This window comes from Micromonospora sp. BQ32, assembly GCF_059358895.1.
The window spans coordinates 410295-435766 of record NZ_JCADBI010000002.1 but is presented as its reverse complement, the minus strand read 5'-3'; the positions used below and the strand labels follow the sequence as shown (position 1 = coordinate 435766).

The following is a 25472-nucleotide window of genomic DNA, read 5'->3' as shown; positions in this document are numbered from 1 at the left end:
GCAGCATCACAGCCAGCCGATCACAGACGCACACCTGGAGGCCACTGTGGCGACGAAGACGGCGACCGGTGGTCTGAGCCGGATCACCATCGTGGCTCCGCGTACCCGGATGGATCTGGCGCTGCCGTCGGATGTGCCGTTGGCTGACCTGCTCCCCACCCTGCTGCGCTACGCCGGCGAGGACATGGCCGACGAGGGTGCCCGGCACGGTGGCTGGGCACTGTCCCGGTTGGGCGGTGCGCCCCTCGACGGTGGTCGTACCGCGGCGCAGCTCAGCGTCCGCGACGGCGAGGTGCTCTACTTCAACCCCCGGTCCGACGCCGCGCCGGAGATCGTCTTCGACGACGTGGTGGACGCGGTCGCCACCGCGACCAACCAGCGCCCCGGCGCCTGGCAGGTGGCTGCGAGCCGCTCCTTCGCCGTTATCTTCGCGGCGGCGGCGCTCGGCGTCGGTGCGCTGGCCGCGCTCTTCGCCGGCCCGCCGCACCTGCCCGGTGCGCTGGCCGCCCTGCTGGTCGCGGTGGCGTTGCTGGTGGGCGCCGCGGTGCTGTCCCGGGCCGCCGGTGACAGCGGCATCGGCGCGGTGCTGGCCCTGGTCGGCCTGGTGCACGCGGCCACCGGCGGCCTGCTGCTGCTCGCCGGCGATCGACCGCTGACCGACCTGGCCAGTCCCCATGTCCTGCTCGCGGCGACCGCCGCGGTGGTGGCCGGCGCGGTGGCCGTGCTGGCGGTCGGTGACCGGTACCCTCTCTTCCTCGCCGCGATCGGGGTCGCTGCCGCGACCGGTCTGGGCGCGATGCTCTGCCTGGTCCTCGGCCTCGACGCGGCGGCCGCCGCCGCGGTGGTCGCGGCGGTGGCGTTCGGCGTGGTGCCGGCGCTGCCGATGATGGCCTACCGGCTGGCCCGGCTGCCGGTGCCCTCGATCCCGACCGGTCCGGAGGACCTGAAGACCGACAGCGAGTCGGTGGACGGCCGACAGGTGCTCCAGCAGAGTGAGCGCGCCGACCAGTTCCTCACCGGTCTGCTGTGGACGGTGTCGCTGCTGGTGCTGGGTGCGCAACTCGTGCTGGCCCTGGATGGACGGCTGCCTGCGGTGTTGCTGTGCCTGGTGCTGGCCCTGCTGGCGTTGCTGCGGGCTCGACCGCTGCTGGGTCGCGCCCAGCGCACCCCGGTGCTGCTGGCCGGCACCGTGGGTCTGGGCCTCGCCGCCGCGGCCACCTTCGCCGGTGGGTCGCTGCCGGTCCGGCTCGGCCTGATCCTGGGCGGGCTGGTGCTGACCGCCGTGATCAGTCTGATCTACGGTCTGACCGTCGCCGGCAAGCGCATCTCGCCGGTCTGGGGGCGCCTGCTCGACATCGCCGAGATCCTGCTCATCATCTCGCTGGTGCCGCTCGCCTTCTGGGTCTGCGGCCTCTACGGCTGGATCGTCAACCTCCGACCCTGACCGCGCGCCGCGGCCGCACCGGTCAGCGCGACCGCAGACCGGTGGAGACGCCCAACGCCGACGCGACGGGGGCGGTGGCGTAGACGCCCGGGGCATGCTGACCGTCGATTGGCCGGGTGGACGAGCCCACCCGGTCCGCGACCTCGCGGACCACCTTGACCAGGGCCTCGACGTGGTTGTCCATCGCCGCGACCCGCAGCAGCGGTGCCGCCACCCGACCGTCCGCCGAGACGGTCACGGCCACCGTGTGCGACGGCGCCGAGGTCGCGGTGATCGCGTCCACGAGCGGGCCGAGCGGTGCGTCGGAGCGGCCCCGCAGAGTCATGCAGCGGTGCGTCCAGCCGCCGCCGCGCAACCCACGCCAGCTCTCCGCCGGCGCCTCGGGCACCAGGTCCAGACCGGCGGCCGAGACGATGGCGGCGCGTAGTTCGTCACGGCCCAACGGACGATGGGCCAGCCCCGCCGAGGTCAGCGCCTTGCCGAGCCGACCGATCCCGGCGGCCACCGTGCGGTGCACACCGGTCAATCCGCCGCCCCGGCTCACCGCCTCGACCCGGGCGTCCCGGACGGTGAGCCGCACCGCCACCCAGACGGTCCGGTGCGCGGCCGGCGGGGCACCGGGTGCCGGGTACCAGACCAGCGTGTGCGCGACGACCTGGGCCCGGGAGACCGGGGCGCTGAAGTCCGCCAGCACCCGTAGCGCGCGGTCCACCGCGGCGGCGTCGACCGAGCCGACCGCCGCGCCGGTGGCCGACTGCAGGGCGACGGCCGCGAACCAACCCTGGTCGTCGCGCCCGATGCCGAGCCGGGTGCCCCGGTCGGTCAGCTCGATGACGCTCAGCTCGGGGGCGAGCGCAGCCAACCGCGGGTCGGTCGCCGTACCGCTGGCCAGCGCGGCCGACGCGCGCTCGCCGCGTCGCCGCAGCCGTCGGCGCAGCAGCAGGTCCTCGAACCACCAGCGGCCGCCCCGGCGGGCGAAGGCCGCCAGGACGATCAGCAACGCCGCCGCGCCCACCGCGGCCAGCACCCAGGCCGGTCCGGCCGTGGCGGCCCAGACGCCGACCACGCACAACTCCAGTACGACGAGCTGCCCGACCAACACGGGACCGACCCGTCCACGGCCGGGCCGCTCGGCCGGGGCCGCCGGCCGGGTCGGAACGTCGACAGGGTCCGTGACCGCTCGGGCGGGTGGCGCCTGAACCTGCGTCATCGCTGACTGTCCCTCCTGCACGGTACGGCTCTGCGCCGGGTCGGTCCGGTGCCGGCCACGAGCGGTGGTCCCAAGGAACCACCGTCGGCCCCTTATCGTAGGGAAGCCCGCGACGGCACCCCGACCCTGATCGTCGCGGATCCACCCCGCCGGAGGTAAGTCATGCGGACCCGCCGCGATCAGGTGCAGGCGTACCGCTTCGTCACCCGCCGCATCGTCTCCGCCTTGCTGTCGGGCGATCCGGAGACCACCAACCTGCCGATGCGACGGCTCGGCATGGCCGTCTTCGGCAGTGTCCTCGCCGCGGCCATCGTGCTCGGTGGGGTGGGTGCCTACGGCCAGTTGACCGGCCGCACAGCGCCGCTGAACGACCAGACCCTGGTCATCGAACGGGAGACCGGCGCGACGTACGTGTTCATGGAGGGAAAGCTGCACCCGACGCTCAACTACACCTCGGCGCGCCTCATCGTGAACGATGCGAGTGCCGAGGTGCGGACGATGTCGCAGGCGTCGCTGCGGGACCGGCCCCGCGGGGTCACCGTCGGCATCGTCGGAGCGCCGGACGCCCTGCCGGACCGTAAGTCGCTGACCGGGTTGCCCTGGTCGGTCTGCGACGTGCCCGATCCGGTCGACCGGCGGCGGTCCAGCACCCGTCTGGTGATCGACCGTGCGCTGCCCGGCGGCACGCCGCTGGGCGACCGGGGAGTGCTGGTCTCGGTGGACGAGCAGCGGTATCTGATTACCAACAACAGCCGGCTTCAGCTGCTCGACCCGTCCCGCACGATCACGGCGCTGCGGATGGCCGGCACCGAGCGGCTCCAGGTTGGGCAGCAACTGCTCAACGCCGTGCCGGCCGGTCCGCCGCTGCGCAGGCCGTCGCTGAACGGCGAGGGTGAGCCCAGCAGCCGCAAGGTGGCCGGGCAGTCGTACAACGTCGGTTCGGTGTTCAAGGCCGCCGGGCGGCACTACGTGCTGACCCGGGACGCTCTCGTGTCGATCAGTGAGATCACCGCTCTGCTGCTGATCAGCAACGGTGGTCGGATTACCGACATCACCCCGAATCAGGCCAGCGAGGCGTTCGAGGAGCGGCGGATCGAGGAGGAGGGGATACCCGCGACGATGCCCGCCCTCTACCCGGCCCAGCCCGGTCAGACCACGCTCTGCGCGACGTACCGGAAGGGCAGCGCGGGCGGCCCGCCGACCACCACCCTGGAGGTCTTCGACCGGGTGCCGGACGAGCTGACCGACAGCGATCCGGGCCTGGTGCCGGTGCGTCAGACCAGGCGCGACGGCGTACGCACCGCCGAGGCGGTGCTGTTGCCCGGCGGCAAGGGTGTCATCGCGCAGGCCTCGCCCGGAGCCGGGACCAGCGGGTCCGGCGCCGCCGGGTCGACCATCTACCTGATCAGCCCGCAGGGCATCCGGTATCCGCTCGGCTCACCGGCGACACTGGACGTGCTCGGCTACGGCGGGGTCACCCCGCTGGCGGTGCCCGGCTCGCTGCTCGCACTGATCCCGACCGGGCCGACTCTGGACCGCGAGGACGCGTTGTCCGTCTTCGCGGCCGACGGACCGGCACCGGCCGCATCGCCGTCGGCCGCACCGACGTCAGGCTCGCGGTCCGTGGCGCCGCCCTCAGGCTCCCCGTCCGCCGTGCCACCGTCGGGTTCGACACCGTCGACGCCGGCCAGTGGCGCTCCGGCTAGCGGCGGGACCGGCGGCGGAACCGGATCGACCGACGCCGACGGCTGAGCAGCTTCGACGGGTCGCCCGGAGTCGCACTGGTGGACTAACCTGGATGTCGCTGACGGTTGTCAACCAGAACGACGGGGATGTTGCCATGGCCGGGCGTACGGAAGTCGACCTGTTGTCCCTTGAGGACTTCCACGAGCACCTGGCGTCGCGGTTGAGCCAGGCCGAGTCGGTGCTGCGCAAGCTCAACACTGAGATGCAGTGCCGTCCGCCGGCGTTGGGCTCGTTCTTCGACGCCACCGACAAGGCGCGTCGCTACAGCGAGGTGCACCAGTCCTACGTGGATCAGGCCGAGCGGATCCGGCAGGCGGTGCTGGCGGCACAGCAGGCGACCAGCACGATCCTGAGCAACTACCGCACCGCCGAGGCGCGTAATGCGGCCAACGCCGACGATGTCACCGCCGCGCTGACCCCGGTTGACCGGGCGTTGCAGCCGAAGGAGGACGGGCGTGTCTGAATACACCCAGCGCTACCAGGGCAGCAGCCACCAGCAGCTGTACGACGGCCTGATGGCGGGCAAGCCGGAGCAGATCGAGGGTGTGGCCACCCAGTGGGCCGAGCTCAAGGGCATCCTCGACGGCCTCGGCCGGGAGCTGAGCGGCGACCTCGACAAACTCTCCAACACCTGGACGGGTTCGGCAGGTCGGGAGTTCCACCGGCGACTCAGCCTGATCGTCGCCCACACCGACGCGTTGGGCGAAGGGATGGCCGGCATCAAGCAGGGGTTGACCATGATGGCCGACCACCTGCGCGCCGCCCACAAGCAGGCCGAGAGCCCGGAGGAGACCGACGACAACGACAAGGCGATCGGCGGTGCGATCAAGGGTGGCGCTGCCTTCGGTCTGACCGGTCTGATCGTCGGGGGCATCGCGGGTCACCAGCAGGACAAGGCCGAGCAGGAGAAGGCCCACCAGCGGATGGTGAACCTGGTGGCCGAGCTGGCCAGCAGTTACGACCTCTCCGCCTACGACCGGGTGGTCGAACCGCCCCCGCCCGACCCGGACACTCCGAGCACCGCCAGCAAGGATCCGACGACGCCGCAGAGCGTCTCGGCCGTCGCCAAGGTGACCGCCGGCCCTAACACCGGCCATGACACCGGGCGCACCGGTGACGCGACCATCTCGACGCCCGACCGTGTTGGCGAACTGCCGGGCGACGGTTCGACTCCGGGCGAGGTCGGCTCGGGCGCCGGTGGCGGCCCGGCTGTCGTCACCGGCCCGATCGGCGCTGGCAGCGACCCCGCTGACCGCGGCACCTCCCTCGCCGGTGCGGACCCCCTGGTCGGCGGCGCGCTGCTCGGCGGGGGTGTCGCCGGGCTGGCCGGCCTGTCCGGGCCGGCCGGCGCGCCCCCCGCGGCGAACACCGGTCCTGGCCTGCTCTACGGAACGCAGGGCGGGGCACCGGCCGGCGGGGTGTTGCACAGCGGCGCACTCGCGGGCTCGGGCAGCCCGCCCCCCACTTCGGCTCGACCGACCGGCGGTGGTGCGGCCCCGGCGGAGAGCCGCGCCGCCAGCGGGATCGCGCGCAGTGTCGACGGCCAGCGCGGCGGGAGCGGCGGACGCGCGGCCATGACCGGTGGCAACGCCCGGCCGGGTTCCGGCGGCGGCCGTCCCGGCGTGCTCGGCGGGCACGGTCGAGCGCAGGACGACGACTCCGACGACCGGCTGACCTGGTTGACCGAGGACGAGATGGTGTGGCAGGGCGACGAGAAGGCCGCCCCCCGGGTGCTCGGCACCGGCGACTGACCACGGTCCGCAGCCGGCCAGCCTGCACCACCGGCGGTGCCACCCGGACGATGCGCGGTGCCCCCGATCGGGCCTGATCCGGTCGGGGGCGCCACCGTTCTCGGGTCCTGGCCGACGGCGTCCACTGTGCGCATGGTGGTGGCTGTCACGCCAGCGCGGTCCGTCGCCGTGCTGCGATACGCCAGGACGGACGATAGGTTGGTTGGGTGTCGTCCGCAGCGTTTGTCCGCCCAGCCCGGTGGGCTGTGCTGCGGTCACTGCGGGACCTGACCCGCCTGGCGGTCACTGCGCTGGTGCTCGCGGTCGGCCTCGGTGCCGCTCTCGCCGCGACCCCACCGCCCGCCCCCACGCAGCTGCGGCCCAGTGCGGTGAGCAGCCGGGTGGCAGGTGTCCACCCCGACGCCAGCCCGGCCATCGAGCGGGCCGGCCAGCCCGCTGTCACCCCGCCGGGTGACGCGCTCGATGCCGCCACGGCCGATACCGCCACGGCGACCGGTCCGGTCGCGGCGGGCCTGTCGCACGTCCCGGCCATCGATCCCGGCCGTGGCGTTCCCGCGCGACGCGGCCCGCCCGCCCGCTGAGCCAGGCCCGGCGATCCCCGGGGCCCGACCCCGGCTGATCCCGCGCGGCACCTGAGTTCGCCGTCGACGGGACGACCCCGCCACCGGGCCGACCGGTGCTGCCGCGCCCTCCTGCCGCCCGTCGATACCCGCCTTCGACCGCGAGGTGCTGATCATGCAAACCATCCTCTCCGCCGTCCTGCCAGACCTCTCCCGGGCCGCCGTCATCTGGCTGAGCCTGCTCGGGGTGGTCGCAGTCGCTGTCTCCGCTCTCCTGCTGCAACCCGGGCGGCTCCGCCTCGACCCGGGTGCCCGGATCCGTCGCGCGGCCATGCCCAGCCAACTCGAAGAGGCGCAGGAGGAGCGGGAGCAGAGCCGCTACGCGCAGGAGGTCGCGGTCGCCGCGGAGCGGGCCACCACCACCGTGCGGCGCCGCCGGGCGGAGTGGGTGGCCGCGCAGGAGGCGGTCGAGGCGGCCTGGCTGGCGTACGAGGCGGCCGAGGCTGGCGTGCGACGGCTCGACGCGGCGGCCGCGATGCCACTGCCGCAGACCGCACGGACCCCCGCCGAGTACGCGGACCGCGAGCGCTACCTGCACCGGGCGGCGCTGGACGCGTACTGGCGGCGGGAACTGTCGGTGGAGCAGCTCAGCGACGTCTTCGCGCACCGCGACGGCTGGGACCCGCGGCTGCACCCGGTCGAGCAGGAGCTGGTGCTCCAGCGGGCGATCCGGGACAACCTGGCGGCCAGGCACACCGCTGCCCGTGAGCGGGAGCAGGCCGCGTGGCGGGCGGCGGAGTTGGCGGTGGCCGCGGCGCGCAGCCTGCGCGAGGAGGCGCACGCGGCGACCGGACGGCGGGTCGCCGAGTCGGCGTCGGTGCTGCCGTTGAGTGAGGTCGCCCGACCGTTGGGCGCGCAGACCCGGGAGAACGTCGAGCAGACCCGGGAGAACAAGGTGACCGCTCGCGGCCGGGCGACAGTGCCCGCGTTCTGAGCCCTGCGGGCTCAGGTGGGTTAGCGTGACGGCATGTCCCGACAGGCGTGGGTCCTCGTGGTGATCGCCGGCATCCTGGCGCTCGCCACACTGGTCGGTGCGGTGGTGCTGGCGGTGCGGGTGGTGCGTACGCGGCGGATGCTGACCGGGCTCGGCGCGGGCGGCAAGGTCGCCTTCTACGGGGCGCTGATTTACACGATCTTCCCGGTCGACGTGCTGCCGGACCCGATCTACCTGGATGACATGGGGGTCCTGGCCGCCGCGCTGATCTACCTGACCCGGCTGGTGCACCAACGTCGGGCGGCGGGTCGCCAGTTGCCCGGTCAGCCGGATGCCCCGCCGGATCGGGACCGGGTGCGCCGCCGCGTGCCATGATCGAGGTCGGTTCGGCGGACAGGGGACGGGCATGGCGGGCGATCGTCGGTTGGACGTGCACGATGAGCGTGTTGTCGCCTTCTGCGCGGAACGTCACCTCGCGACGCTGACCACCCTGCGGGGGGACGGCACCCCGCACGTCGTACCGGTCGGGGTGACCCTCGACCCGGCGGCCGGGCTGGCCCGGGTCATCACCTCGGGCGCCTCCCAGAAGGCCCGCCAGGTGGCGGCGGCCGGCGCGGCGGGCGCGGCGGTGGCCGTGTGCCACGTGGATGGCCGCCGCTGGTTGACCATCGAGGGTCGCGCGGTGTTGCGGTCGGATCCGGCCGCCGTGGCGGAGGCGGAACGGCGCTACGCCGAGCGGTATCGGACACCACGCCCGAATCCGGAGCGGGTGGTCATCGAGATCACCGTGACCAGGCTGCTCGGGAGCCTCTGAGCTGACCGCGTATCCCCGATGACCGGTTCGGGCCGGGCCGGGATGCCGCGCGCCCCCGGTGCCCGCAGCCGGCGGAATTCTCGGTGGAGCAGAGCGGTTACGCCCTCGGTACGCCCAGGGCCGATACCACCGATGGTCGGCCCCCGTGTTGCGCCGAGCGCCATTCCCGGTGCTGCCGTCCTCCGCTGATCGGAGGCGCCAACCCCCGAACGGAGACTCGACCATGAACCCGATCGTCCAGAAGAGCGGTCTGTCCGTCGTCGGCCTACTGGTCGCCGGCGGTTGCACCCTCGGCCCGGCGGTGGCCGCGCAGGCCGCCCCGGTGCAGTCCGCGCCGGCCTCGTCGAGCCAGAACGACCGGCACGCCGAGCGGATCCTCGGCATCGACTACCAGGCTCAGCCGAACTTCTACTACTGCGGCCCGGCCGCGACCCGGATCGCGTTGTCCGCCCAGGGCAAGGCGCTCTCCCAGGACGAGGTGGCCCAACTGCTCGGCACCACCGAGGCGGGTACCCCCTCGGCCCTGGACACCACTCGGGTGCTGAACGAACTGACCGGCGGCAAGTACCGGACCACCGAGATCCGTGATTCGGTGGCCCGACCCGACCAGGTCGAGCAGCTGCGGCGCGACGTGCTGGCCGCGGTGGACGCCGGGCGACCGGTGGTGGCCAACATCAAGGGCACGACCGTGGACACCGACGGCAACCCGCACTCGTACGAGGGCGGCCACTACCTGACCCTCGTCGGCTACCGCGACGGTGGTGACACGATCCGGGTCGCCGACCCGGCCGACCCGGCGTTGGGCGAGTACTGGATGAGCCTGCCGAAGGTCGCCAACTGGATCGCCGAGCGCGGCTACTCCTCCTGAGCATGACGGTTCACCGGGCCGGTCTCTCCCGTGCGGGGAGGCCGGCCCGTCCGTCGTTGCGGGCCCGGGCGGCGAGGTGCGCCCGTCGACGGGCTCGGGCGGCTCGCGTCGGTCGGGCCCGGTGCAGTTGTCGCCGGACCGGCGGGTGAGTCTCCGCCTCGCCGGCGCCGGCCGCCCGGCGCACGATCCGGTTGGCGTCGTCGGGTTCATAACCGGCGGCCCGGAGCAGGTCGCTGGCCGCGGTGCGCAGTCCGGTGACGAGGGATTCGCCGAACGATTTGACCCCGCTCGCCGAGGCCCGTCCGGCCAACTCGGCGCACTGCTCGACCAACCGGCGGGTGCGCTGGGGGTCGTCACCGACCCTGCACTCCGTACGCATCTCCGCCACCGCCTGACCCAACCGGCTCATCGCGTCCGGCAGTTCCGGCGGAATCGGCTCGTCGTACTGCAACGCGGTGCTCGACCAGCGGGCCATGGCGCGAGTGTCCAGCAACAACCGCTCCAGGTGACCCGCGCTGCGGGCGTAACGGTGGTACTGCTGCCGGCGGTGCCAGCGCACCGGAGCGATGGTCACCACCTCCTCGGCGCCGCTCAGCGCATCGTGTAGCCGGCTCAGGTCGTCCTCGGTGCCGCGGAGCCGCTCCAGGACGCCCAGGGTCCGCTCGCCGTCGCGCTCCCGCAACGCCTGCGCCAGCTCGGCGAGCTGCTCGCAGAGGACCGCGAAGACCGGTGCCGCGGCACGGTCCAGCACTCGCATCGGGTTGACTGGCAACAACAGCGCGACCACCGCCAGGCCGACCGCCCCACCGACGAGCGCGTCGAAGATCCGGGGTAGCTCCAGGCCACGTTCCATCGGGGTCAGCGTGGCGATCAGCACGGCGGTACCGCCGGCCTGACCGACCAGCGGACCGCCCTTCCCGGCCACCAGCAACGCGGCGGCGATGGCCAGCGCGACCACCACGCCGGTCTGCCACGGGCCTGAGCCGAGCAGGAATCGCAGCGTGTCGCCGATGATGATGCCCAGGGCCACGCCGGCCAACAGCTCGAAGGTGCGCCGAGCCCGCTGCCCGATGGCGGTGGCGATCGTACCGACGGCGGCAGCGGGGGCGAAGACGTGCGATCCAGGGCCGAGCAGGTTCTGGGCGAGCAGGGCGGCGATCGCCGCGGCCAGGCCCGCCTGGATGGAGATCACCAGGGTGACCTCCCACTGCCGGGCCCGGATCCGGCCGGCCTCTCCGCCACGGTGCCGCACCCGTCGAACCGTCCGCTCGGCGATCGCATCGAGCCGCGAGTGGTCGCGGCCGGCGGGTGGGCGGTCGTCGGCCATGGCGGCGGTTACCCCGGCGGCGGCAGGGCAATCGTGGGCGGCCCGGCACCAACCCCGCCGGCCCCAGCCACACCCCCAAACCCATCGTCAACCGTAGGTTTGTGCAGCCCCGTGGGGGTACCTGAGCCACACACCTCCCACCGATCCGCAACCGGTAAGGGGCCGTGACATGACCAATCCAACGACCGCCGACGACCACGATGCCGTCGACATCCTGGTCTCCGATCATCGTGAGATCGAAGAACTCCTCGTCGAGTTGGCGACCCGGCAGGGCACCCCCGAGCACCGCCGGCACCTCACCGACGTGGTGATCGCCGAACTCGTCCGTCACTCGGTGGCCGAGGAGGCGTACGTGTATCCGATCGCCCGCAAGGCACTGCCCGACGGCGACGAGATCGCCGACCGCGAGATCGCGGAGCACGCCGATGCCGAGCGGACCATGAAGGAGTTGGAGTCCGCCGAGCCGTCCGACCCCCGCTTCGACGAGTTGCTCGCTCAGCTGACCAGCACCGTCCGACACCATGTGGCGGAAGAGGAGAAGGAGTTGTTTCCCCGGCTGCGCGCGGCGACGGCCCGGGAGGAGCTGGTCGAGATTGCCGCCAAGGTGACGGCGATCAAGGAGATCGGGCCGACCCGGCCGCATCCGGGGAGCCCGGAGCGCCCGTCGGCGAACAAGCTGCTGGCCCCCGGCATCGGTCTGGTCGACCGGCTGCGCGACGCGTTGAGCGGCCGACCCACCTCGATGGACGAGCTACGCGACAAGCAACAGCGCTGACCCCAGCGCCATCCGGACCCGGCTACCCCCGGGTCGCCGAGGGCTCGGCGACCCGGGAGGGGCGAGCGGGTCAGCGGACCTGGTCGCCCTCACCGGTGCGCGCCTGGGCCTGGTCCACGCCCTTGTCGATCTGATCGCCGTACTTGCCGCCGCTGCGCTTGTCGGCCATGTCGCCAGCCTTCTCCGCACCCTGGTCGACCTGCTTGTCATGCTTGTCCGCGAAGTCCTTGGCCTTGTCCATGAAGTCACCCACGGCGTTCCTCCTCAGTCCGGTCCGTCCCCTTCGCGTTCCCTCCGCCCGACCGCGCAAACGCCGTCGTTCCGGATGCGATTCGCGAACAATCAGCCGCGTCACTCCGGCCGGCGTACGATCCGCGCGGGCGACGGCCAGCGATACGGGTGTCGCGGCGCGACCGACCGGGTACCGACCTCGTCGAGATCGAGGAGGACCGACATGGCCGCAGAGGAACCCGGACCGACAGGCGGCCCCGGGCCGCGCCAGACCTGGGCGGCGCTGCCCTGGCTGGTACGAACCGCGGTGTTGTGGAGCGCCTGCCTGGTGGTGATCGCCGCCGGGCTCTACCTCCTCGGCCGGATCGCCGTCCTGCTGGCGCCGCTGGCCATCGCGCTGGCCGCCACCATCTTCCTCACCGCGCTGCTCGACCCGGTTCTGCTGTTGCTGCGCCGGTTACGCCTGCCGGCGGCGCTGGCCGCGCTCTGCACCGTACTGCTGCTGCTCGGCATCCTGGTCGGCGTCGGCGCTCTGGTGTGGAACCTGACCGCCAGCCAGTTCGATCAGCTCAGCCAGGAGTTGACGCAGGGGGTCGAACGCAGCCGGGACTTCGTGACGTCCACGCTGCCGGTCACCGAGGCGCAGTTGGACCGACTGGTCGACCAGGCCCGGGACGGGCTCAGTGGCAGCTCCCCGGACCCGGTGGCGGGTGCCCGGACCGCCACCGAGGTGTTCGGCTCCGCGCTGCTGGCTCTGGTGCTGCTCTTCTTCCTGCTGAAGGATGGCCGGTCGATGTGGCGCTGGGTGCTGTCGCGGGTGTCCGGCCCGAACCAGCCCGTGCTGGCCGAGGCCGGCCGGGCCGGTTGGCAGACGTTGGGCGCGTACAGCCGGGGCACCATGTTCATCGCCGCGATCGACGCGCTGGGCATTGGGCTGGCCCTCGTGGTGCTGCGGGTGCCGCTCGCCCTGCCGCTGGCGTTGATCACGTTCCTCGGCGGGTTCGTGCCGATCATCGGGGCGACGGTGGCCGGTGCCGTGGCGGTGCTGGTGGCGCTGGCCGCGAACGGTCCCACCACCGCGCTGCTCACCCTCGCAGCGGTGATCGCCGTGCAGCAGATCGAGGGCAACCTGCTGGAGCCGCTGGTCATGAAGCGGCAGGTCCGACTGCATCCGGCGGTGATCCTGGTGGCGGTCACCGCGGGCACGCTGATCGCGGGGATCGCCGGTGCCTTCGTCAGCGTCCCGATCACCGCCGTTCTCTGGCGCGTCATCGACACCGTTCAACAGCGCCGCGCGGCCTCGGCCCTCCTGCCGGCGGACTGATCATCGACTGAGGTGGCTGGTGAACCAGGCGCCGGCCTGGTCGGCGACCTGCTCCAGGGTGCCGGGCTCCTCGAAGAGATGGGTGGCGCCGGGGATCACCCGCAACTCGCCGACCTCGCCCAGCTCGGCCAGCGCCCGCTCATTGAGCGTGATCACCTCTTCGTCCAGCCCGCCGACCAACAGCAACGTCGGGGTACGCACCTGGGCCAACGCGGCTTCGGCCAGGTCCGGCCGACCACCCCGGCTGACCACGGCAGCCACCCGATCGGCGCGGGACGCCGCCGCCACCAGGGCAGCGGCAGCACCTGTGCTGGCCCCGAACAGACCGATCGACACGTCCCCGGCAGGACGCTCGACGGCCAGCCAGTCGACGATCCCGACCAGCCGGCTGGCCAACAGCCCGATGTCGAAGCGCAGTTCGGCGGTTCGCGCGTCCACCTCGTCCTCGGCCGGGGTGAGCAGGTCCGCCAGCACCGTGCCGAGCCCACGGTCGTTCAGCGTCCGGGCCACCGCCACGTTGCGCGGGCTGTGCCGGGAACTGCCGCTACCGTGCGCGAACAGCACCACGCCGACCGGTTGGGCGGGCAACGTCAGGTCAGCGGGGAGTTGTGCGTCCCCGATCGGAATCGTCACCGTGCCGCGCTGCTCGTCCATGCCCCACCTCCGCGTGCTCGCCGGTGGTCCGGGTACCCGGTCCGCCGCCCGGCACGCCCGCCGACGGCGGCGTCCACCCCGGGCCGTGCGCCCGCCGCCGGGCCGCGTTTGCCCGCTGGGGCGTCGGGTACGCGACGAACGACCGCAGACCGTGTCGGCGCAACCGCGCCCCGACGGATCGCGAGGATCGCCATGGCCAAGCAGCAGATTTCCCGGCAGCAGGAGCTGACCGAGCGGACCCGGCGTGAACAGGATGCCGAACGTCATCAGGACGTCGGGGACCAGGATTTCGGGGACCAGGCCGCTTCGGCCCGGCTGCCCGACGATCCGAAGGCGGCGGCGCCCCGGGACGCGATCGGACGTCCGTCGACCGGCGAGCCGGTCTGATCGAACGGGACCGGCGAGCCGGTCTGATTCACCGGCGCGGGCGGGCGGGGCGGGAATTCTCCCGCCCCGCCCGTCACTGTTCGCGCTCGGGCAACCGCAGAAGCGGAGAACGGCCTGGTGGTTGCTCGGGCGGCGGGCCGGACGGCTTGGCCGGCGGCACCGGCACCGTCACCGGCTCGTCGCAGGTCACCCGCAGCACCTGGTCGTGGTGGCGCAGCTCCACCACGTCGTCCGGGCCGCCGTGGCGCAGCGAGTACGTCGTCTGGTGCGGCCGGACATCCACTCGCAGCGCCAGCCCTCGCCACTGGAGCGAGAACTCCAACCGGCTGAGTCGGCTGGAGAGCCGGGGGGCGAAGGACAGCTCTCCGTCGTGGTCCCGCAGGCCGCCGAGCCCGCTGACCAGGGCGAGCCACGCGCCGGCCAACGACGCCATGTGTACGCCGTCGCGGGTGTTCTCGTTGAGGTCGTGCAGGTCCATGAGCGCCGCCTCACGCAGGTAGGTGTGCGCGAGTTCCGGGTGGCCCACCTCGGCGGCGAGGACGGACTGAGTGCAGGCCGACAACGACGAGTCGCGCACGGTGCGGCGCTCGTAGTAGAGGAAGTTGCGCACCTTCTCCTCGGGGGTGAAGGCGTCCCCCCTCCAGTGCATGGCAAGGACCAGGTCGGCCTGCTTCACCACCTGCTTGCGGTACAGCTCGAAATACGGGTAGTGCAGCAGCAACGGGTACTTCTCCGCCGGTGTGTGCGTGAAGTCCCATTCCTGGAGGCGGGTGAAGCCCTCCACCTGCTGGTGGACGCCGATCTCCTCGTCATAGGGGACGTGCATGGAGGTGGCGGCGTCCCGCCAGCTCGCGGCCTCCTCGTCGGTGACCCCGAGGTGGAACGCCTCATCCCGGTAGCGCATGACCACGTCGGCGGCGGCGAACAGGTTCCGCTGCGCCATCAGATTGGTGTAGATGTTGTCGTTCTTCACGGCGGTGTACTCGTCCGGGCCGGTGACACCGTCGATGTGGAACTGCCCGTGCCGGTCGTGGTGGCCGATCGAGCGCCACAGCCGGGCGGTCTCCACCAGCAGCTCCAGCCCGATCTCCCGTTCCAACTGGGTGTCCCCGGTGACCATCACGTAGCGGCGCGCGGCGTCGGCGATGTCGGCGGCGATGTGGAACGCCGCCGTACCGGCCGGCCAGTATCCGGATGATTCCGGGCCCTCGATGGTCCGCCAGGGAAAGGCGGCGCCCCGGAGGTTGAGCGTCTCGGCACGTTCCCTCGCCGAGTCCAGCGTGCTGTGCCGCCACTGCAACGCGCTGCGCACCGCGCTCGGCTGGGTGTACGTGAGCACCGGCAGGACGAACATCTCGGTGTCCCAGAAGGCGTGACCGTCGTAACCGGGGCCGGTCAGCCCCTTCGCCGAGATCGGCCGTTGCTCGGCCCGGGCGCCGGCCTGCAAGACGTGGAAAAGACCGAACCGGACCGCCTGCTGCACCTCCGGGTCGCCCTCGACCAGCACGTCCGAGGCGTCCCAGAACGCGTCGAGGTAGCTGCGCTGCTCGCGGTGGAGCCCGTCCCAACCGTCGAGCCGGGCGCCGGCCAGTGCCGCGCCGACCTGGTCGCGCAGCGCCGGCAGGGACCGGCGGCTCGACCAGCTGTAGGTCAGATACTTGATCACCCGCAGCTTCTCGCCGGGCTTGAGCACGCAGGCGATCGTGGTACGCACCCAGTCCTGGTACCCCTCGGACTCGATGGTGGTGTGGTCCGGGCCGTGCACCTCGTGCTCCATGGCGGCGGCGACCCGCAGGCCGGAGACCTTGGTGCGGTGGATCAGCTGCCCGCCGTCGGGGGTGGTCAGCTCCTCCTCGGCCTGGAGCGGCGATTCCAGCACCGCCGCGACCCGGGGGTCCTTGCTCTGCGCGGGCAGCGACTCGTTCGCCACCAGCTCGGACTGCACGATCAGCCGCAGCGGGCCGTCGACGGCCTCCACCTCGTAGCTGATGGCGGCCACGGAACGCTGGGTGAACGAGACGAGGCGGGTGCTGCGGACCTTGACCTCCCGGCCGGCGGGCGAGCGCCAGTGCAGCTCCCGGTGCAGCGTGCCGGCCCGCAGGTCGAGGATCCGCTCGTGGGCCATCAGCTCGCCGTACCGCACGTCGAGCGGTTCGTCGTCGACCAGCAGCCGGATCAGCTTGCCGTTGGTGACGTTGACGATGGTCTGCCCGGACTCGGGGAAGCCGTAGCCCGCCTCCGCGTACGGCAGCGGACGCAGTTCGTAGAACGAGTTGAGGTAGGTGCCGGGCAGGCCGTGCGGCTCACCCTCGTCGAGGTTGCCCCGCAGGCCGACGTGCCCGTTGGAGAGCGCGAAGACCGACTCCGACTGGGCCAGCACGTCCATGTCCAGCCGGGTCTCCCGGACGTGCCACGGCTCGACCGGATAGGCGCGCTCGCGAATCATGCGGGGTCTCGTTCGGCGGCGAGCGGGTTGGTCGCGGTGCGGGTCGGCGCTGGCGGGTCGGCGGCGTCGAGCAGGTCGGCGAGGTCCGTCACCACGATGTCGGCGCCGTGAGCGAGCAATTCGTCGGCCTGCCCGACCCGGTCGACGCCGACCACGTAGCCGAAGCCACCGGCGCGGCCCGCGGCCACCCCGGAGAGCGCGTCTTCGAAGACGGCGGCCTGGGTCGGGTCGACGCCGAGCAGCCTGGCCCCGGCGAGGAAGGTGTCGGGGTGTGGCTTGCCGCGCAGCCCGTCAGCGCGGGCGACCAGCCCGTCCACCCGGACCTCCAGCAGCGACTCCAGCCCGGCGGCGGTGACCACCTCGCCCCCGTTCGCGCTGGCGGTGACCACGGCTCGGCGGAGCCCGGCGGCGGTCGCCGCCTTCAGGTACCGCACCGAGCCCGGGTAGACCTCGACGCCGTCGGTACGCAGGTGTCGCAGCAGCAGGACGTTCTTGCGGTTGCCCAGGCCGTTGACGGTCTCGGCCTCCGGCGGGTCGTCCGGGCCGCCTTCGGGGAGCACGATCCCACGGGAGGCGAGGAACGACCGGACGCCATCGGCCCGAGGTCGACCGTCGACGTAGCGGTTGTAGTCCGGGCCGGGGTCGAACGGTTGGAACGGTTCGCCGGAGACCGTGGCGCGCTGGCGAAGGAACTCGTCGAACGTCTGCGTCCAGGCGGCGTTGTGTACGCGGGCGGTCTGCGTCAGCACACCGTCCAGATCGAAGAGACAGGCGGTCACGTGAGCAGGTAGGCCCAGCACGGTACGAATCTATCCACCCTGCTGGGCCCGCAAACCCGTTTCGGCCGCTCTGAGGCGGTTCAGTTCGGTCGCAGAGTCCAGATCACGGTCATCTCCGAGGTCGGCTTGCCGTCCTCGGAGGCGATCTGGACCGCGACGGGGAATTCCGGGCGTCGACCGGCGGCCAGCTCCTCGATCACCTCGACCGCCGGCCGGCCGAGTCGCGCGGTGGCCAGCACCGGGCCCATGGCGAGTTTCCGGTAGGCGATCTCGGCCCGGACGGCCAACGGCACGGCCCGGTCGAGCAGCTGCCCGAAGGCGGCCAGCACGACCGCGCCGGAGGCCGTCTCGCCGAGGGTGAACATGGCACCGGCGTGCGGCCCGCCGATGTGGTTGTGGGTGGCCGGCGAGTCGGGCAACCGGACGACTGCCCGCACACCACCCTCCGCCTCGGGTGCCACCTCGACGAACTCGATACCGAGCGTACGAGCGAACGGCACCGCTTCCAGCATGCCGACCGCCACCTGGCGGGAGTCGATAGTCATGGCCTGACGTTACTCACCGGTAACCAAGCCGGCAACCAGCGACTTCCCCGTCAGGGCACGCTCAGAGGTTGGCGATGATGCGCAGGATCTCCGCGTAGAAGTTGCCGTCGATGCTGCGGAAGAAGGAGAAATTCTGCCCCGGGTCGCCAAAGAACGGCCGCAACGTCCAGGCCAGCTGGGTGCCGACAAAACCGAAGAGCAGGATCCAGATGTAGAGCAGGGTCATGCTGGCCGGCCGCTGCGTCGGCTCCCCGCGTCGGACCGGACGGCCCTCCAACGGGCGTTGCGCCACGTAGCCGGGCGGGAAGGAGGCACCGGCCGGCTGCCCGGCCCACTGGGTCGGAACCTGGACCGGCGCCGGCGCGGTGGTCACGGAACCGTTCGACGTCGACTCGGCAACCGCGGCCCCGGCCGGCACGGCGACCGGCTCGGCGCTCTCGGCGACCGGCGCGGTGGCCGGTGTCGCCCCGGCGGCCGGCACAGCCTGGACCGGCACGGCCGGCACGGCCGGCACCGGCGCCGGGGCGCTGGCCTGCTCGTCGACCTTGGCGTTGGCGGCCTCCGGCGCGAGCAGGCCGTGGTCGTTGAGCACCTGCATCCCGCTGGTCAGGAAGCGCAACCCCACCAGCGCCGACAGGGTCAGGATCGCCACGTTGAGCAGCTTGAAGAACCCGTAGTCGTTGGCGGTGATCAGGAAGAAGAGGCTGATCGGCGCGAACGCCACCGCCAGCATCGAGGTGACCGTGATCGCCACCATCACCAGCGCCAACGACTGCCGCACCGAGAGCCGGGCGCCGAAGACCAGGTTGAACAGGTAGAGCGTGGGCAGGCAGATGGCCAGGGTGACCAGGAACAGCAGCGGCAGTTTCAGCGCCGAGGTCAGCGCCATCAGCGGGCTGTGGAAGAAGCCCAGCACCGCCCCGTAGCAGGCCAACGCGATGGCGGAGCTGGTCAGCATCCGCCCGGTCAGGACGTTGAGGTCGCGCTCGGCCACGATCTGCTGCCAGATGCCCTCGCGATCCCGCAGGATGCGCTCGATGACGAGCGGGCTGGGACGGTCACCCGACACGGGTGCACCCCTCTCGGTGGTCTTTCACAATGGACTGGGTGGGCAGACGGTAGGGCACCGGGTGGCAGGCCCGCCACCCCGCTCCGGCAGATCGTCAGCGCCAACCCACGTCGATCCGGTCGCCACGCTCGTCGAAGAAGTGCAGCGCATCCATCCGCACCGACACGGCGAGCGGGTGACCGGCGCTGACCGCCGGGTACGGTGCCAGCCGCACCGCCAGCTCCGCCGGGCGTCGGTGGTGCCGGCCCGGATCGGGGAGCACGCTGGTCTGGACACCACCGGAAGGGGCGTCCCGCGCCTCCACCGGCTTGCCGGTGAGCCGCTGCATCACCGAACCGAACCGGCGCAGACCACGCTGGCCGACCGGTGGCGGTTCGAGCGGCGCGCCCATCTCGTCGACCATGATCGCGGTCGCACCGATGTCGAGGAACGCCAACGACTCGTGCCCGTGGTGCTCCAGGTAGCGGATCCGGCCGCGCAGCACGTCGCCAGGGCTGTCCGGTGCGACCGGGGTGAGCGCCTCGGCCCGCATGCCGACCACGATCCGCTCACCGTGGTAGTGCGCCACCGCCCGGCTGCGGATGTCGTTCCAGGGCAGGTAGAGCGACTGGTCACCGAGGTTGAGCGTGACGTACCGGTCCAGGTGGACGTAGACCGACGCTTCCAGCAGGTTCATCCGTGGGCTGCCCAGGAACGCCGCCACGTAGAGCGTCGCCGGCCGGCCGTACACCTGGGTTGGTGTGCCCACGTCCTGGAGCACGCCGCGGCGCATGATGGCCACCCGGTCGGCCATGGTGAGCGCCTCGGCCTGGTCGTGCGTGACGTAGACGGTGGTGACGCCCAGCTCGCGGGTCAGACCGGAGATCTCCGCGCGCAACTCGGCCCGAAGACCGCTGTCCAGGTTGGACAGCGGTTCGTCCATCAGGAACAGCCCGGGCCGACGGACGATCGCCCGGCCCATCGCCACCCGCTGCCGCTGCCCGCCGGAGAGCTGACCCGGCTTGCGGGCCAGCACGTCACCGATGCCCAGCGCGCTCGCCACGTCACTGACCCGTTCACCCCGCGGCTCGGGCTCGATGCCGGCCAGCCGCAGCGGAAACGCGATGTTGTCGCCGACGGTCATGTGCGGATAGAGCGCGAAGTCCTGGAAGACCATGGCGATCTTGCGGTCCCGTGGGGGGAGGTCGTTCGCCAACTCCCCGTCGAGCATGACCGCACCGGTGGTCGGGTCCTCCAAACCGGCGATCATCCGCAGCACCGTCGACTTGCCGCACCCGGACGGCCCAAGCAGCACCATGAACTCGCCGTCGTTCACATCGAGATTGATGCTGTCGACGGCCAGCGTGCCGTCCCGGAAAACCTTGGTCACATCCTTGAGCGTGACGGTGCTCACCGTCGTCCCCCCCAGTGCGCGATTGCCGAACCCCAGAAGACTGTGACCAGGATCATGACTTTATGACATCGGGTAAACGTCTCATGTTCGATCGATGTCGCTGCTATTACACGACAGAAGCCTGATCAGCAGCTCGTGGATCGCTCGCCCGGTTCCCCGAGGAACACCTGGCGCACCACCCGCTCCGCCGCCCGTCCGTCGTCCAAAGTGCAGAACCGGGCCCGAAAATGCTCGCGGGCCTTCTCCGCCGCGTCCGAGCGCACCGCGTCGGTACGGAACAGGTCGAGCAGATCGGCGAAAGTGGAGGCTACCGCGCCCGGCGGTTCGGCGGTGACATCGAAGTAGACCCCCCGGGCCAGCCGGTACGCCTCCCAGTCCGGGGTGTAGAGCACGATCGGCCGGTCCAGCACCGCATAGTCGAACATGGCCGACGAGTAGTCGGTGACCAGCACGTCCGCCACCAGGTAGAGATCCTCCACCCGCTGATGGCCGCTGACGTCGCGAACCCGCTCCCAGTCCCTCGGCTGGCCGGGACGGCGGTCCCGGTCGTGGAAGTAGTGACTGCGCATCAGCAACCGGCCCGAACCACCCAGCGCCTGGACGAACCGGTCCGGGTCGAACGGCGGCCGGTAGCCGGGCAGGTGCTCGCGGTGCGTCGGGGCGTACAGGACGACCTGCTCGTCGGGGTCGAGGCCGAACTCCGCGCGAAGTCGACGCACCTCGTCCGGACCGGCCGTGACCAGGCGGTCGTTGCGGGGGTACCCCACCTCCAGAGTCGTGTACGTGGCCGGGTACGCCCGGTCCCACATCTGGGTGGAGAAGCTGTTGGCGCTGACGCTGTAGTCCCAGCGGTCCACCCGGCGCAGCAGCCCGGCGAAGTCCATCGGGCCCGCGCCGATCGGGTAGCGCTGCTGATCCAGCCCCATCACCTTGACCGGCGTGCCGTGGTGGGTCTGCACGTGCACCTGATCCGGTCGCTTGCGGACGAAGTCCGGAAAGTTGACGTTGTTGACCAGCCACCGGGCGCGGGCGAGCACCCGGTAGTACGCCGGCGTGCCGGCCACCACGTACTCCACCCCGGTCGGCACGGTCTCCACCCGGTCCCGGCGCACCACCCACACCCCGCGCACCCCCGGCGCCAACCGGCGGGCGACCTCGTAGATGGCCGCCGGGTTGCAGGAGTAACCCCGGTACCAGTACGCGGCGTACACCGCGAGCGTCGGGTCGACCGGCCGCCGCAACTCGGCCCGGTAGTACTCGCGCAGCAGCCCGTCACGGGTCAGCCGGGCACCGCGCCGGGCGACCGGCCCGACCTTGCGCCGCGCGGTGCGGGCCTGCCGGCGGGCGGCGTCGCGGGCCCGGCTGGCGGCCCGCAACGCGCTGAAGGTGCGCCACCGGCCGGAGGCGACCAGCTTGTGTTTGATGCCCTCGACCCCGTCCGGCACCGGATAGCCACCGGGCGGCAGCCAGCGCTCGTAGTCGGCGGTGATCTGCGCGAAGAACGCCTCCCGCAGCTCCGGCGCGATCCGCTGACCGTTGCCGAGGACGGTCAGGTAGTGCCAGATCATCCGCTCGAAGACCGCCGGCCGCAGGGCCTCCGTCGCCGACCCCCACAACTCCATCAGGTGGAAGACCCGGTGCCACTGCGGGAAGACCTCGAAGTGCCGGTCACCTCGGGTCCGAGTGATCGCGCCGGCACGGCGTTGGCGGTAGTTGACGCAGACCCGGTCCAGTACGCCGATCCGCCGCGCGGCCATCAGCACCGGGTAGCTGAACGAGACGTCCTCGTACCATCCGGGCGCGAAGCGCAGCCCCAGGTCGACGAGGAACTCCCGACGGACCAGCCGGTTCCACGCGGTGTGCAGCAGGTGCATGGCCTGCGGCCGGTCCCGCAACCGGAAGGTGCCCGGACCCGGCGACTCCGGAAACACCTCGGCCATCGCGCTGCGGGTGGAGGTGTCGTTCCAGTGGGTGCGGACGTGGTCGACCAGCAGGACGTCCGGGCGGGTGACCCGCAACCGCTCGGCAACCTCGATCAGGCACTCCGGAGCCAGCCAGTCGTCGCCGTCGAGGAACCACACGTACTCGCCGACGGCCCGGTCCAGCCCGATGTTGCGGGCCGGACCGAGGCCGACGTTCTCCGGCAGCCGAACCGAGTGGACCCGCTGGTCGCGGGCCGCGTACTCGTCGATGATGTCGCCGCTGGCGTCCGGCGAGCAGTCGTCGACGGCGATCACCTCGATGTCGGTCTCCGGCTGACCGAGGATGGAGTCCAGGCATTCCCGCAGGTAACCCTGCACCCGGAAGGCCGGCACCACGAAGCTGATCAGGGTCATCCGGCCGCCCTCCGTCAGCGCGGCACGGCACCTCCAGCGCCCGCCGGCGCCACCGACGCCCGCGCGCTACGGGCCGGTCGCACGAACCAGGCCAGGACGACGCTCACCACGAAAACCACGAGAAGGTACGCACCGAGTGTAGCCAGTCCGATACCCGCAATACCGGCGATCGCCGCGAGGGCCAACAGCACCGAGCGCCCCTCCCAGCCCAGCGTCATCGCGTGCAGAGGCGGTGCCGTCTGCCGCTTCTCCAGCCGGGCGGTCAGGTCGTAGTGGTGCACGGTGAGCACGAAGACGTACCCGAAGATCAGCCAGCCGGGCGCCGCACCGACCACCCCGACCGCGATGGCGAACAGGTACTCGGCGGCCCGCAACGCCGCGGGCACCAGCCAGTCCAGCGGACCGTTGTGCGCCGCCCCGGCACCCAGACCGCCGACCAGCAACACCAGCAACGCCACCGGCACCGCCCAGCGCAGCCCCTCGGGCGCGTCACTCAGCAGCGCCCCGACCAGCAGCACCGCCGGGCCGAGCGCGGCGATCACCGCCAGGGTCAGCGGCCCCATCGGGCGGACCACCGGCAACCAGCGGGCCAACGGCCCGTCGTCGCGGTGCAGGGTGGCATCGACCGTGTCCAGCACCGGCACCCACATCCAGCGGGCCCGCAGCGTCCGCAGCGCCCCGGTGTACGCGAACGCCAGCACCCCCCAGACCAGCACGGCGATCAGGCTGACCAGCGGGTTGAACAGCGCCACGGTCAACGCGATCAGCGCCCACCGCTCACCGATCGGGAAGACCACGGTCCGCTTCAGCCAGTACGACACCGACCCGGTGTCCGCCTGCACCCGGGTCGACGCCGCGTTGAGCCGGTCACCGATCCCGCCGCTGGCGTTCGTGGCCGTACGCGGCCGACGGGCCGCCTCGTCGTGCAGCACCCCATACCAGGTGTCGGTCATGTGCCGGACGGTCTGCAACGTCATCGCGGCGATCGCGAGCGCCCACCCGTTACCCAGCCCGGCGTGGCTCACCCCGAAGCCCAGCCCGGCGTAGACCAGGTACTCCTTGGCCCGGTCCGCCATCGTGTCCAGCCAGCCACCCCAGGCGCTGAAGTGCCGGGTGTAGCGGGCCAGCTGGCCGTCCACGCAGTCCAGCACGAAACCGAGGTAGAGCAGCACCGCGCCACCGACCAGCGCGGGTCGTCCACCGATCCCGAACAGCACCGCCGCGCCCAGTGCGAAGAGCACCGAGATCACCGTCACCCCGGTCGGGGTGAGCCGGAGCCGGGCCGAGAGCCGGACCAGGTACGGCGACCAGGTGCTGACGAAGTAGGTGGAGAAGAAGTCGTCCCTCTCCTTCACCGACAGCCGCAGCTCGGCCCGGTCCTCGTCGACCGCGGTCACCGCGGCCTCGGCAGCGGTCAGCCCGGCCGGGTCCTCGACCCGGTGGGCGACGAGCAGGCGTACCCGCTGGGCGAAGACCAGGGTGCCGAGCGCCGCGAGACCCGCGAAGAGCCGGTCCACGGCGGACCCGGGGCCACCGGCCGCGACCGACCCACCGGACCCGCCCCCGCCGGCCGCCGGCAGCGGCGCCACGTCACCGGCCGGGCCGATCGGGGCGGCCACGGGGAGCATCCCGGACGCGGCGGCCCGGGCGGCGGCCGCGAGGGTCGGCAGGTCGTCCACGCCGACCCGCAGCGCGCCGCCGAACACGCCCGTGGCGTCCCCGTCGAGGGCGTCCAACGCGCCGGCGTCGACCACCTGGCCGCGCTCCTCCCGCACGGCGGTCCGACCGGGCACCGGCGGGTCGCCGAGCACCAGCGCCACCGTCGGCCCCACCGGGCTGGTGGCCAGGTGCCGCAGGACGGCGGTGTGCGCCACCAGGTCCGTGCCGGTGATCAGCACGGGGGCGGTCGCGGCGGCGACCAGGTCGGCCAGCTCGTCGAGGTTGGCGGCGAAGCGCACCTCGTCCGCCCCGGCCAGGCGCAACTGGGCGGCCAGGCGGTCGGCCAGCCGCTCACCGGTCGCCGTGGTCAGGCCCGCCGCGGTCGTCCCGGCGGCGAGCACGATCGCGAGCGTCACCGCGGGACCGCGGCGTGGTACGCGTCGAGCGCCTCGGCGATGGTGCCGTCGAGCGTCAACCGGCCCGCGTCGAGGTACAACCCCCGACGGCAGAACCGGGTCAGGTCCTTTTCGTTGTGTGACACCAGCACCAGCGTGCGCCCCTCCCCGAGCAGACGATCAATAGTCGCGTAACACTTCTTGCGGAACTCCGCGTCCCCGACCGCGGTCACCTCATCCATCAGCAGGATCGGGTGCGGCAGGTGCGAGATGATCGCGAAGCCCAGCCGCACCTTCATTCCCGACGAGTAGTGCCGCACCGACGTGTCGATGGCCCTTTCCACCTGCTCACCGGCGAACTCGACGATCTCGTCGAAGTGCCGCTTCAGGTAGCTCGTCGACAGTCCGTGCAGCCCACCGACCAGGTGCAGGTTCTCCCGCCCGGTCAGGTCGTTGGAGAAACCGGCGGACAACTCCAACAACGGCGCCACCGCGCCGTGCACCTGGATGCCACCCTCGTCCGGAATGAGCACCCCGGCGATCAGCCGCAGCAGGGTGCTCTTGCCGGTGCCGTTACGCCCGATCACCCCGACCGTCTCGCCGGGCTGCACGGTGAACGACACGTCCCGCAGCGGCCAGAACTGGCCGGGCAGCGCACCACGGGCACCCCGGTGGATGAACAACTCGCGCAGCCGTAGTTGACGGCGACGGTTGCGGACGAACCGGATGCCCAGGCCATCCGCCTCGATGATCGGCCCGGCCACC

General features: G+C 72.1%; 24 protein-coding genes. 12 read left to right on the top strand and 12 right to left on the bottom strand.

Annotated elements, in window-relative coordinates; genetic code table 11:
• Positions 1–46: 46 nt before the first annotated feature.
• Positions 47–1444: a type VII secretion integral membrane protein EccD gene (eccD, locus tag AC5L30_RS05620; RefSeq protein ID WP_494865833.1), complete on the top strand. Its 1398-nt coding sequence runs from the start codon at positions 47–49 to the stop codon at positions 1442–1444.
• Between the two features lie 22 nt (positions 1445–1466).
• On the opposite strand, the gene AC5L30_RS05615 is transcribed toward eccD, so the two are convergent.
• Entirely contained in the window at positions 1467–2654 is a 1188-nt protein-coding gene (locus tag AC5L30_RS05615; protein ID WP_494865832.1) for a type VII secretion protein EccE, read from the bottom strand.
• A 162-nt stretch (positions 2655–2816) separates the two neighbouring features.
• Here AC5L30_RS05615 and eccB point away from each other — a divergent pair, with 162 nt between their 5' ends.
• The 8 genes from eccB to AC5L30_RS05575 all read left to right on the top strand — a co-directional run bounded on the left by eccB (position 2817) and on the right by AC5L30_RS05575 (position 9387).
• The gene (gene eccB, locus AC5L30_RS05610) at positions 2817–4406 is read left to right on the top strand and encodes a type VII secretion protein EccB (protein ID WP_494865831.1); all 1590 of its coding nucleotides are present in this window, start codon (positions 2817–2819) and stop codon (positions 4404–4406) included.
• A 46-nt stretch (positions 4407–4452) separates the two neighbouring features.
• Positions 4453–4863 carry a hypothetical protein gene (locus AC5L30_RS05605; protein WP_366332639.1) on the top strand — a complete coding sequence of 137 codons (411 nt, stop codon included), beginning with the start codon at positions 4453–4455 and terminating at the stop codon, positions 4861–4863.
• Positions 4856–6151, top strand: coding sequence for a WXG100 family type VII secretion target (locus tag AC5L30_RS05600; RefSeq protein ID WP_494865830.1), 1296 nt, complete (start codon positions 4856–4858; stop codon positions 6149–6151). Before AC5L30_RS05605 ends, AC5L30_RS05600 begins: the two co-directional genes overlap by 8 nt.
• A 206-nt stretch (positions 6152–6357) precedes the next feature.
• Positions 6358–6732 carry a hypothetical protein gene (locus AC5L30_RS05595; RefSeq protein ID WP_494865829.1) on the top strand — a complete coding sequence of 125 codons (375 nt, stop codon included), beginning with the start codon at positions 6358–6360 and terminating at the stop codon, positions 6730–6732.
• A 154-nt stretch (positions 6733–6886) separates the two neighbouring features.
• Positions 6887–7705 (top strand): hypothetical protein, encoded by an 819-nt coding sequence (locus AC5L30_RS05590; protein ID WP_494865828.1) that lies wholly within the window; start codon positions 6887–6889, stop codon positions 7703–7705.
• Between the two features lie 33 nt (positions 7706–7738).
• On the top strand, positions 7739–8080 hold the full coding sequence (locus tag AC5L30_RS05585; protein ID WP_494865827.1) for a YkvA family protein: 342 nt from the start codon (positions 7739–7741) through the stop codon (positions 8078–8080).
• A gap of 31 nt (positions 8081–8111) precedes the next feature.
• Entirely contained in the window at positions 8112–8519 is a 408-nt protein-coding gene (locus AC5L30_RS05580; protein WP_494865826.1) for a pyridoxamine 5'-phosphate oxidase family protein, read from the top strand.
• Positions 8520–8742: 223 nt separating this feature from the next.
• Positions 8743–9387, top strand: a complete 645-nt coding sequence (locus AC5L30_RS05575; RefSeq protein ID WP_494865825.1) for a C39 family peptidase — start codon at positions 8743–8745, stop codon at positions 9385–9387.
• Positions 9388–9397: 10 nt separating this feature from the next.
• On the opposite strand, the gene AC5L30_RS05570 is transcribed toward AC5L30_RS05575, so the two are convergent.
• Positions 9398–10714, bottom strand: a complete 1317-nt coding sequence (locus AC5L30_RS05570) for an FUSC family protein (protein WP_494865824.1) — start codon at positions 10712–10714, stop codon at positions 9398–9400.
• Between the two features lie 169 nt (positions 10715–10883).
• Between AC5L30_RS05570 and AC5L30_RS05565 the strand changes: the two genes are divergently transcribed.
• On the top strand, positions 10884–11489 hold the full coding sequence (locus AC5L30_RS05565; protein ID WP_494865823.1) for a hemerythrin domain-containing protein: 606 nt from the start codon (positions 10884–10886) through the stop codon (positions 11487–11489).
• Positions 11490–11559: 70 nt separating this feature from the next.
• Here the strand turns inward: AC5L30_RS05565 and AC5L30_RS05560 are convergent, their stop codons facing one another.
• Entirely contained in the window at positions 11560–11730 is a 171-nt protein-coding gene (locus tag AC5L30_RS05560; RefSeq protein ID WP_433270979.1) for an antitoxin, read from the bottom strand.
• A gap of 213 nt (positions 11731–11943) precedes the next feature.
• Here AC5L30_RS05560 and AC5L30_RS05555 point away from each other — a divergent pair, with 213 nt between their 5' ends.
• Positions 11944–13044: an AI-2E family transporter gene (locus AC5L30_RS05555; RefSeq protein WP_494865822.1), complete on the top strand. Its 1101-nt coding sequence runs from the start codon at positions 11944–11946 to the stop codon at positions 13042–13044.
• Here the strand turns inward: AC5L30_RS05555 and AC5L30_RS05550 are convergent, their stop codons facing one another.
• Positions 13045–13698, bottom strand: coding sequence for a dienelactone hydrolase family protein (locus tag AC5L30_RS05550; RefSeq protein WP_494865821.1), 654 nt, complete (start codon positions 13696–13698; stop codon positions 13045–13047).
• Positions 13699–13890: 192 nt separating this feature from the next.
• Between AC5L30_RS05550 and AC5L30_RS05545 the strand changes: the two genes are divergently transcribed.
• Positions 13891–14085 carry a hypothetical protein gene (locus tag AC5L30_RS05545; protein ID WP_494865820.1) on the top strand — a complete coding sequence of 65 codons (195 nt, stop codon included), beginning with the start codon at positions 13891–13893 and terminating at the stop codon, positions 14083–14085.
• 73 nt (positions 14086–14158) lie between these two features.
• Here AC5L30_RS05545 and AC5L30_RS05540 read toward each other — a convergent pair whose 3' ends face one another.
• The 8 genes from AC5L30_RS05540 to AC5L30_RS05505 all read right to left on the bottom strand — a co-directional run bounded on the left by AC5L30_RS05540 (position 14159) and on the right by AC5L30_RS05505 (position 25471).
• On the bottom strand, positions 14159–16531 hold the full coding sequence (locus tag AC5L30_RS05540) for a glycoside hydrolase family 65 protein (RefSeq protein ID WP_494865819.1): 2373 nt from the start codon (positions 16529–16531) through the stop codon (positions 14159–14161).
• On the bottom strand, positions 16528–17331 hold the full coding sequence (locus tag AC5L30_RS05535) for a beta-phosphoglucomutase family hydrolase (protein WP_494865818.1): 804 nt from the start codon (positions 17329–17331) through the stop codon (positions 16528–16530). Before AC5L30_RS05535 ends, AC5L30_RS05540 begins: the two co-directional genes overlap by 4 nt.
• Positions 17332–17390: 59 nt before the next feature.
• Positions 17391–17855 carry a DUF4442 domain-containing protein gene (locus AC5L30_RS05530; protein ID WP_494865817.1) on the bottom strand — a complete coding sequence of 155 codons (465 nt, stop codon included), beginning with the start codon at positions 17853–17855 and terminating at the stop codon, positions 17391–17393.
• 61 nt (positions 17856–17916) lie between these two features.
• Positions 17917–18924, bottom strand: coding sequence for a hypothetical protein (locus AC5L30_RS05525; protein WP_494865816.1), 1008 nt, complete (start codon positions 18922–18924; stop codon positions 17917–17919).
• A 94-nt stretch (positions 18925–19018) separates the two neighbouring features.
• Positions 19019–20317 (bottom strand): ABC transporter ATP-binding protein, encoded by a 1299-nt coding sequence (locus tag AC5L30_RS05520; RefSeq protein ID WP_494865815.1) that lies wholly within the window; start codon positions 20315–20317, stop codon positions 19019–19021.
• Between the two features lie 125 nt (positions 20318–20442).
• Positions 20443–22653: a bifunctional glycosyltransferase/CDP-glycerol:glycerophosphate glycerophosphotransferase gene (locus AC5L30_RS05515; RefSeq protein WP_494865814.1), complete on the bottom strand. Its 2211-nt coding sequence runs from the start codon at positions 22651–22653 to the stop codon at positions 20443–20445.
• A gap of 14 nt (positions 22654–22667) precedes the next feature.
• The gene (locus tag AC5L30_RS05510; RefSeq protein WP_494865813.1) at positions 22668–24728 is read right to left on the bottom strand and encodes a DUF5941 domain-containing protein; all 2061 of its coding nucleotides are present in this window, start codon (positions 24726–24728) and stop codon (positions 22668–22670) included.
• Positions 24725–25471, bottom strand: a complete 747-nt coding sequence (locus AC5L30_RS05505) for an ABC transporter ATP-binding protein (RefSeq protein WP_494865812.1) — start codon at positions 25469–25471, stop codon at positions 24725–24727. Before AC5L30_RS05505 ends, AC5L30_RS05510 begins: the two co-directional genes overlap by 4 nt.
• Position 25472 lies beyond the last annotated feature (1 nt).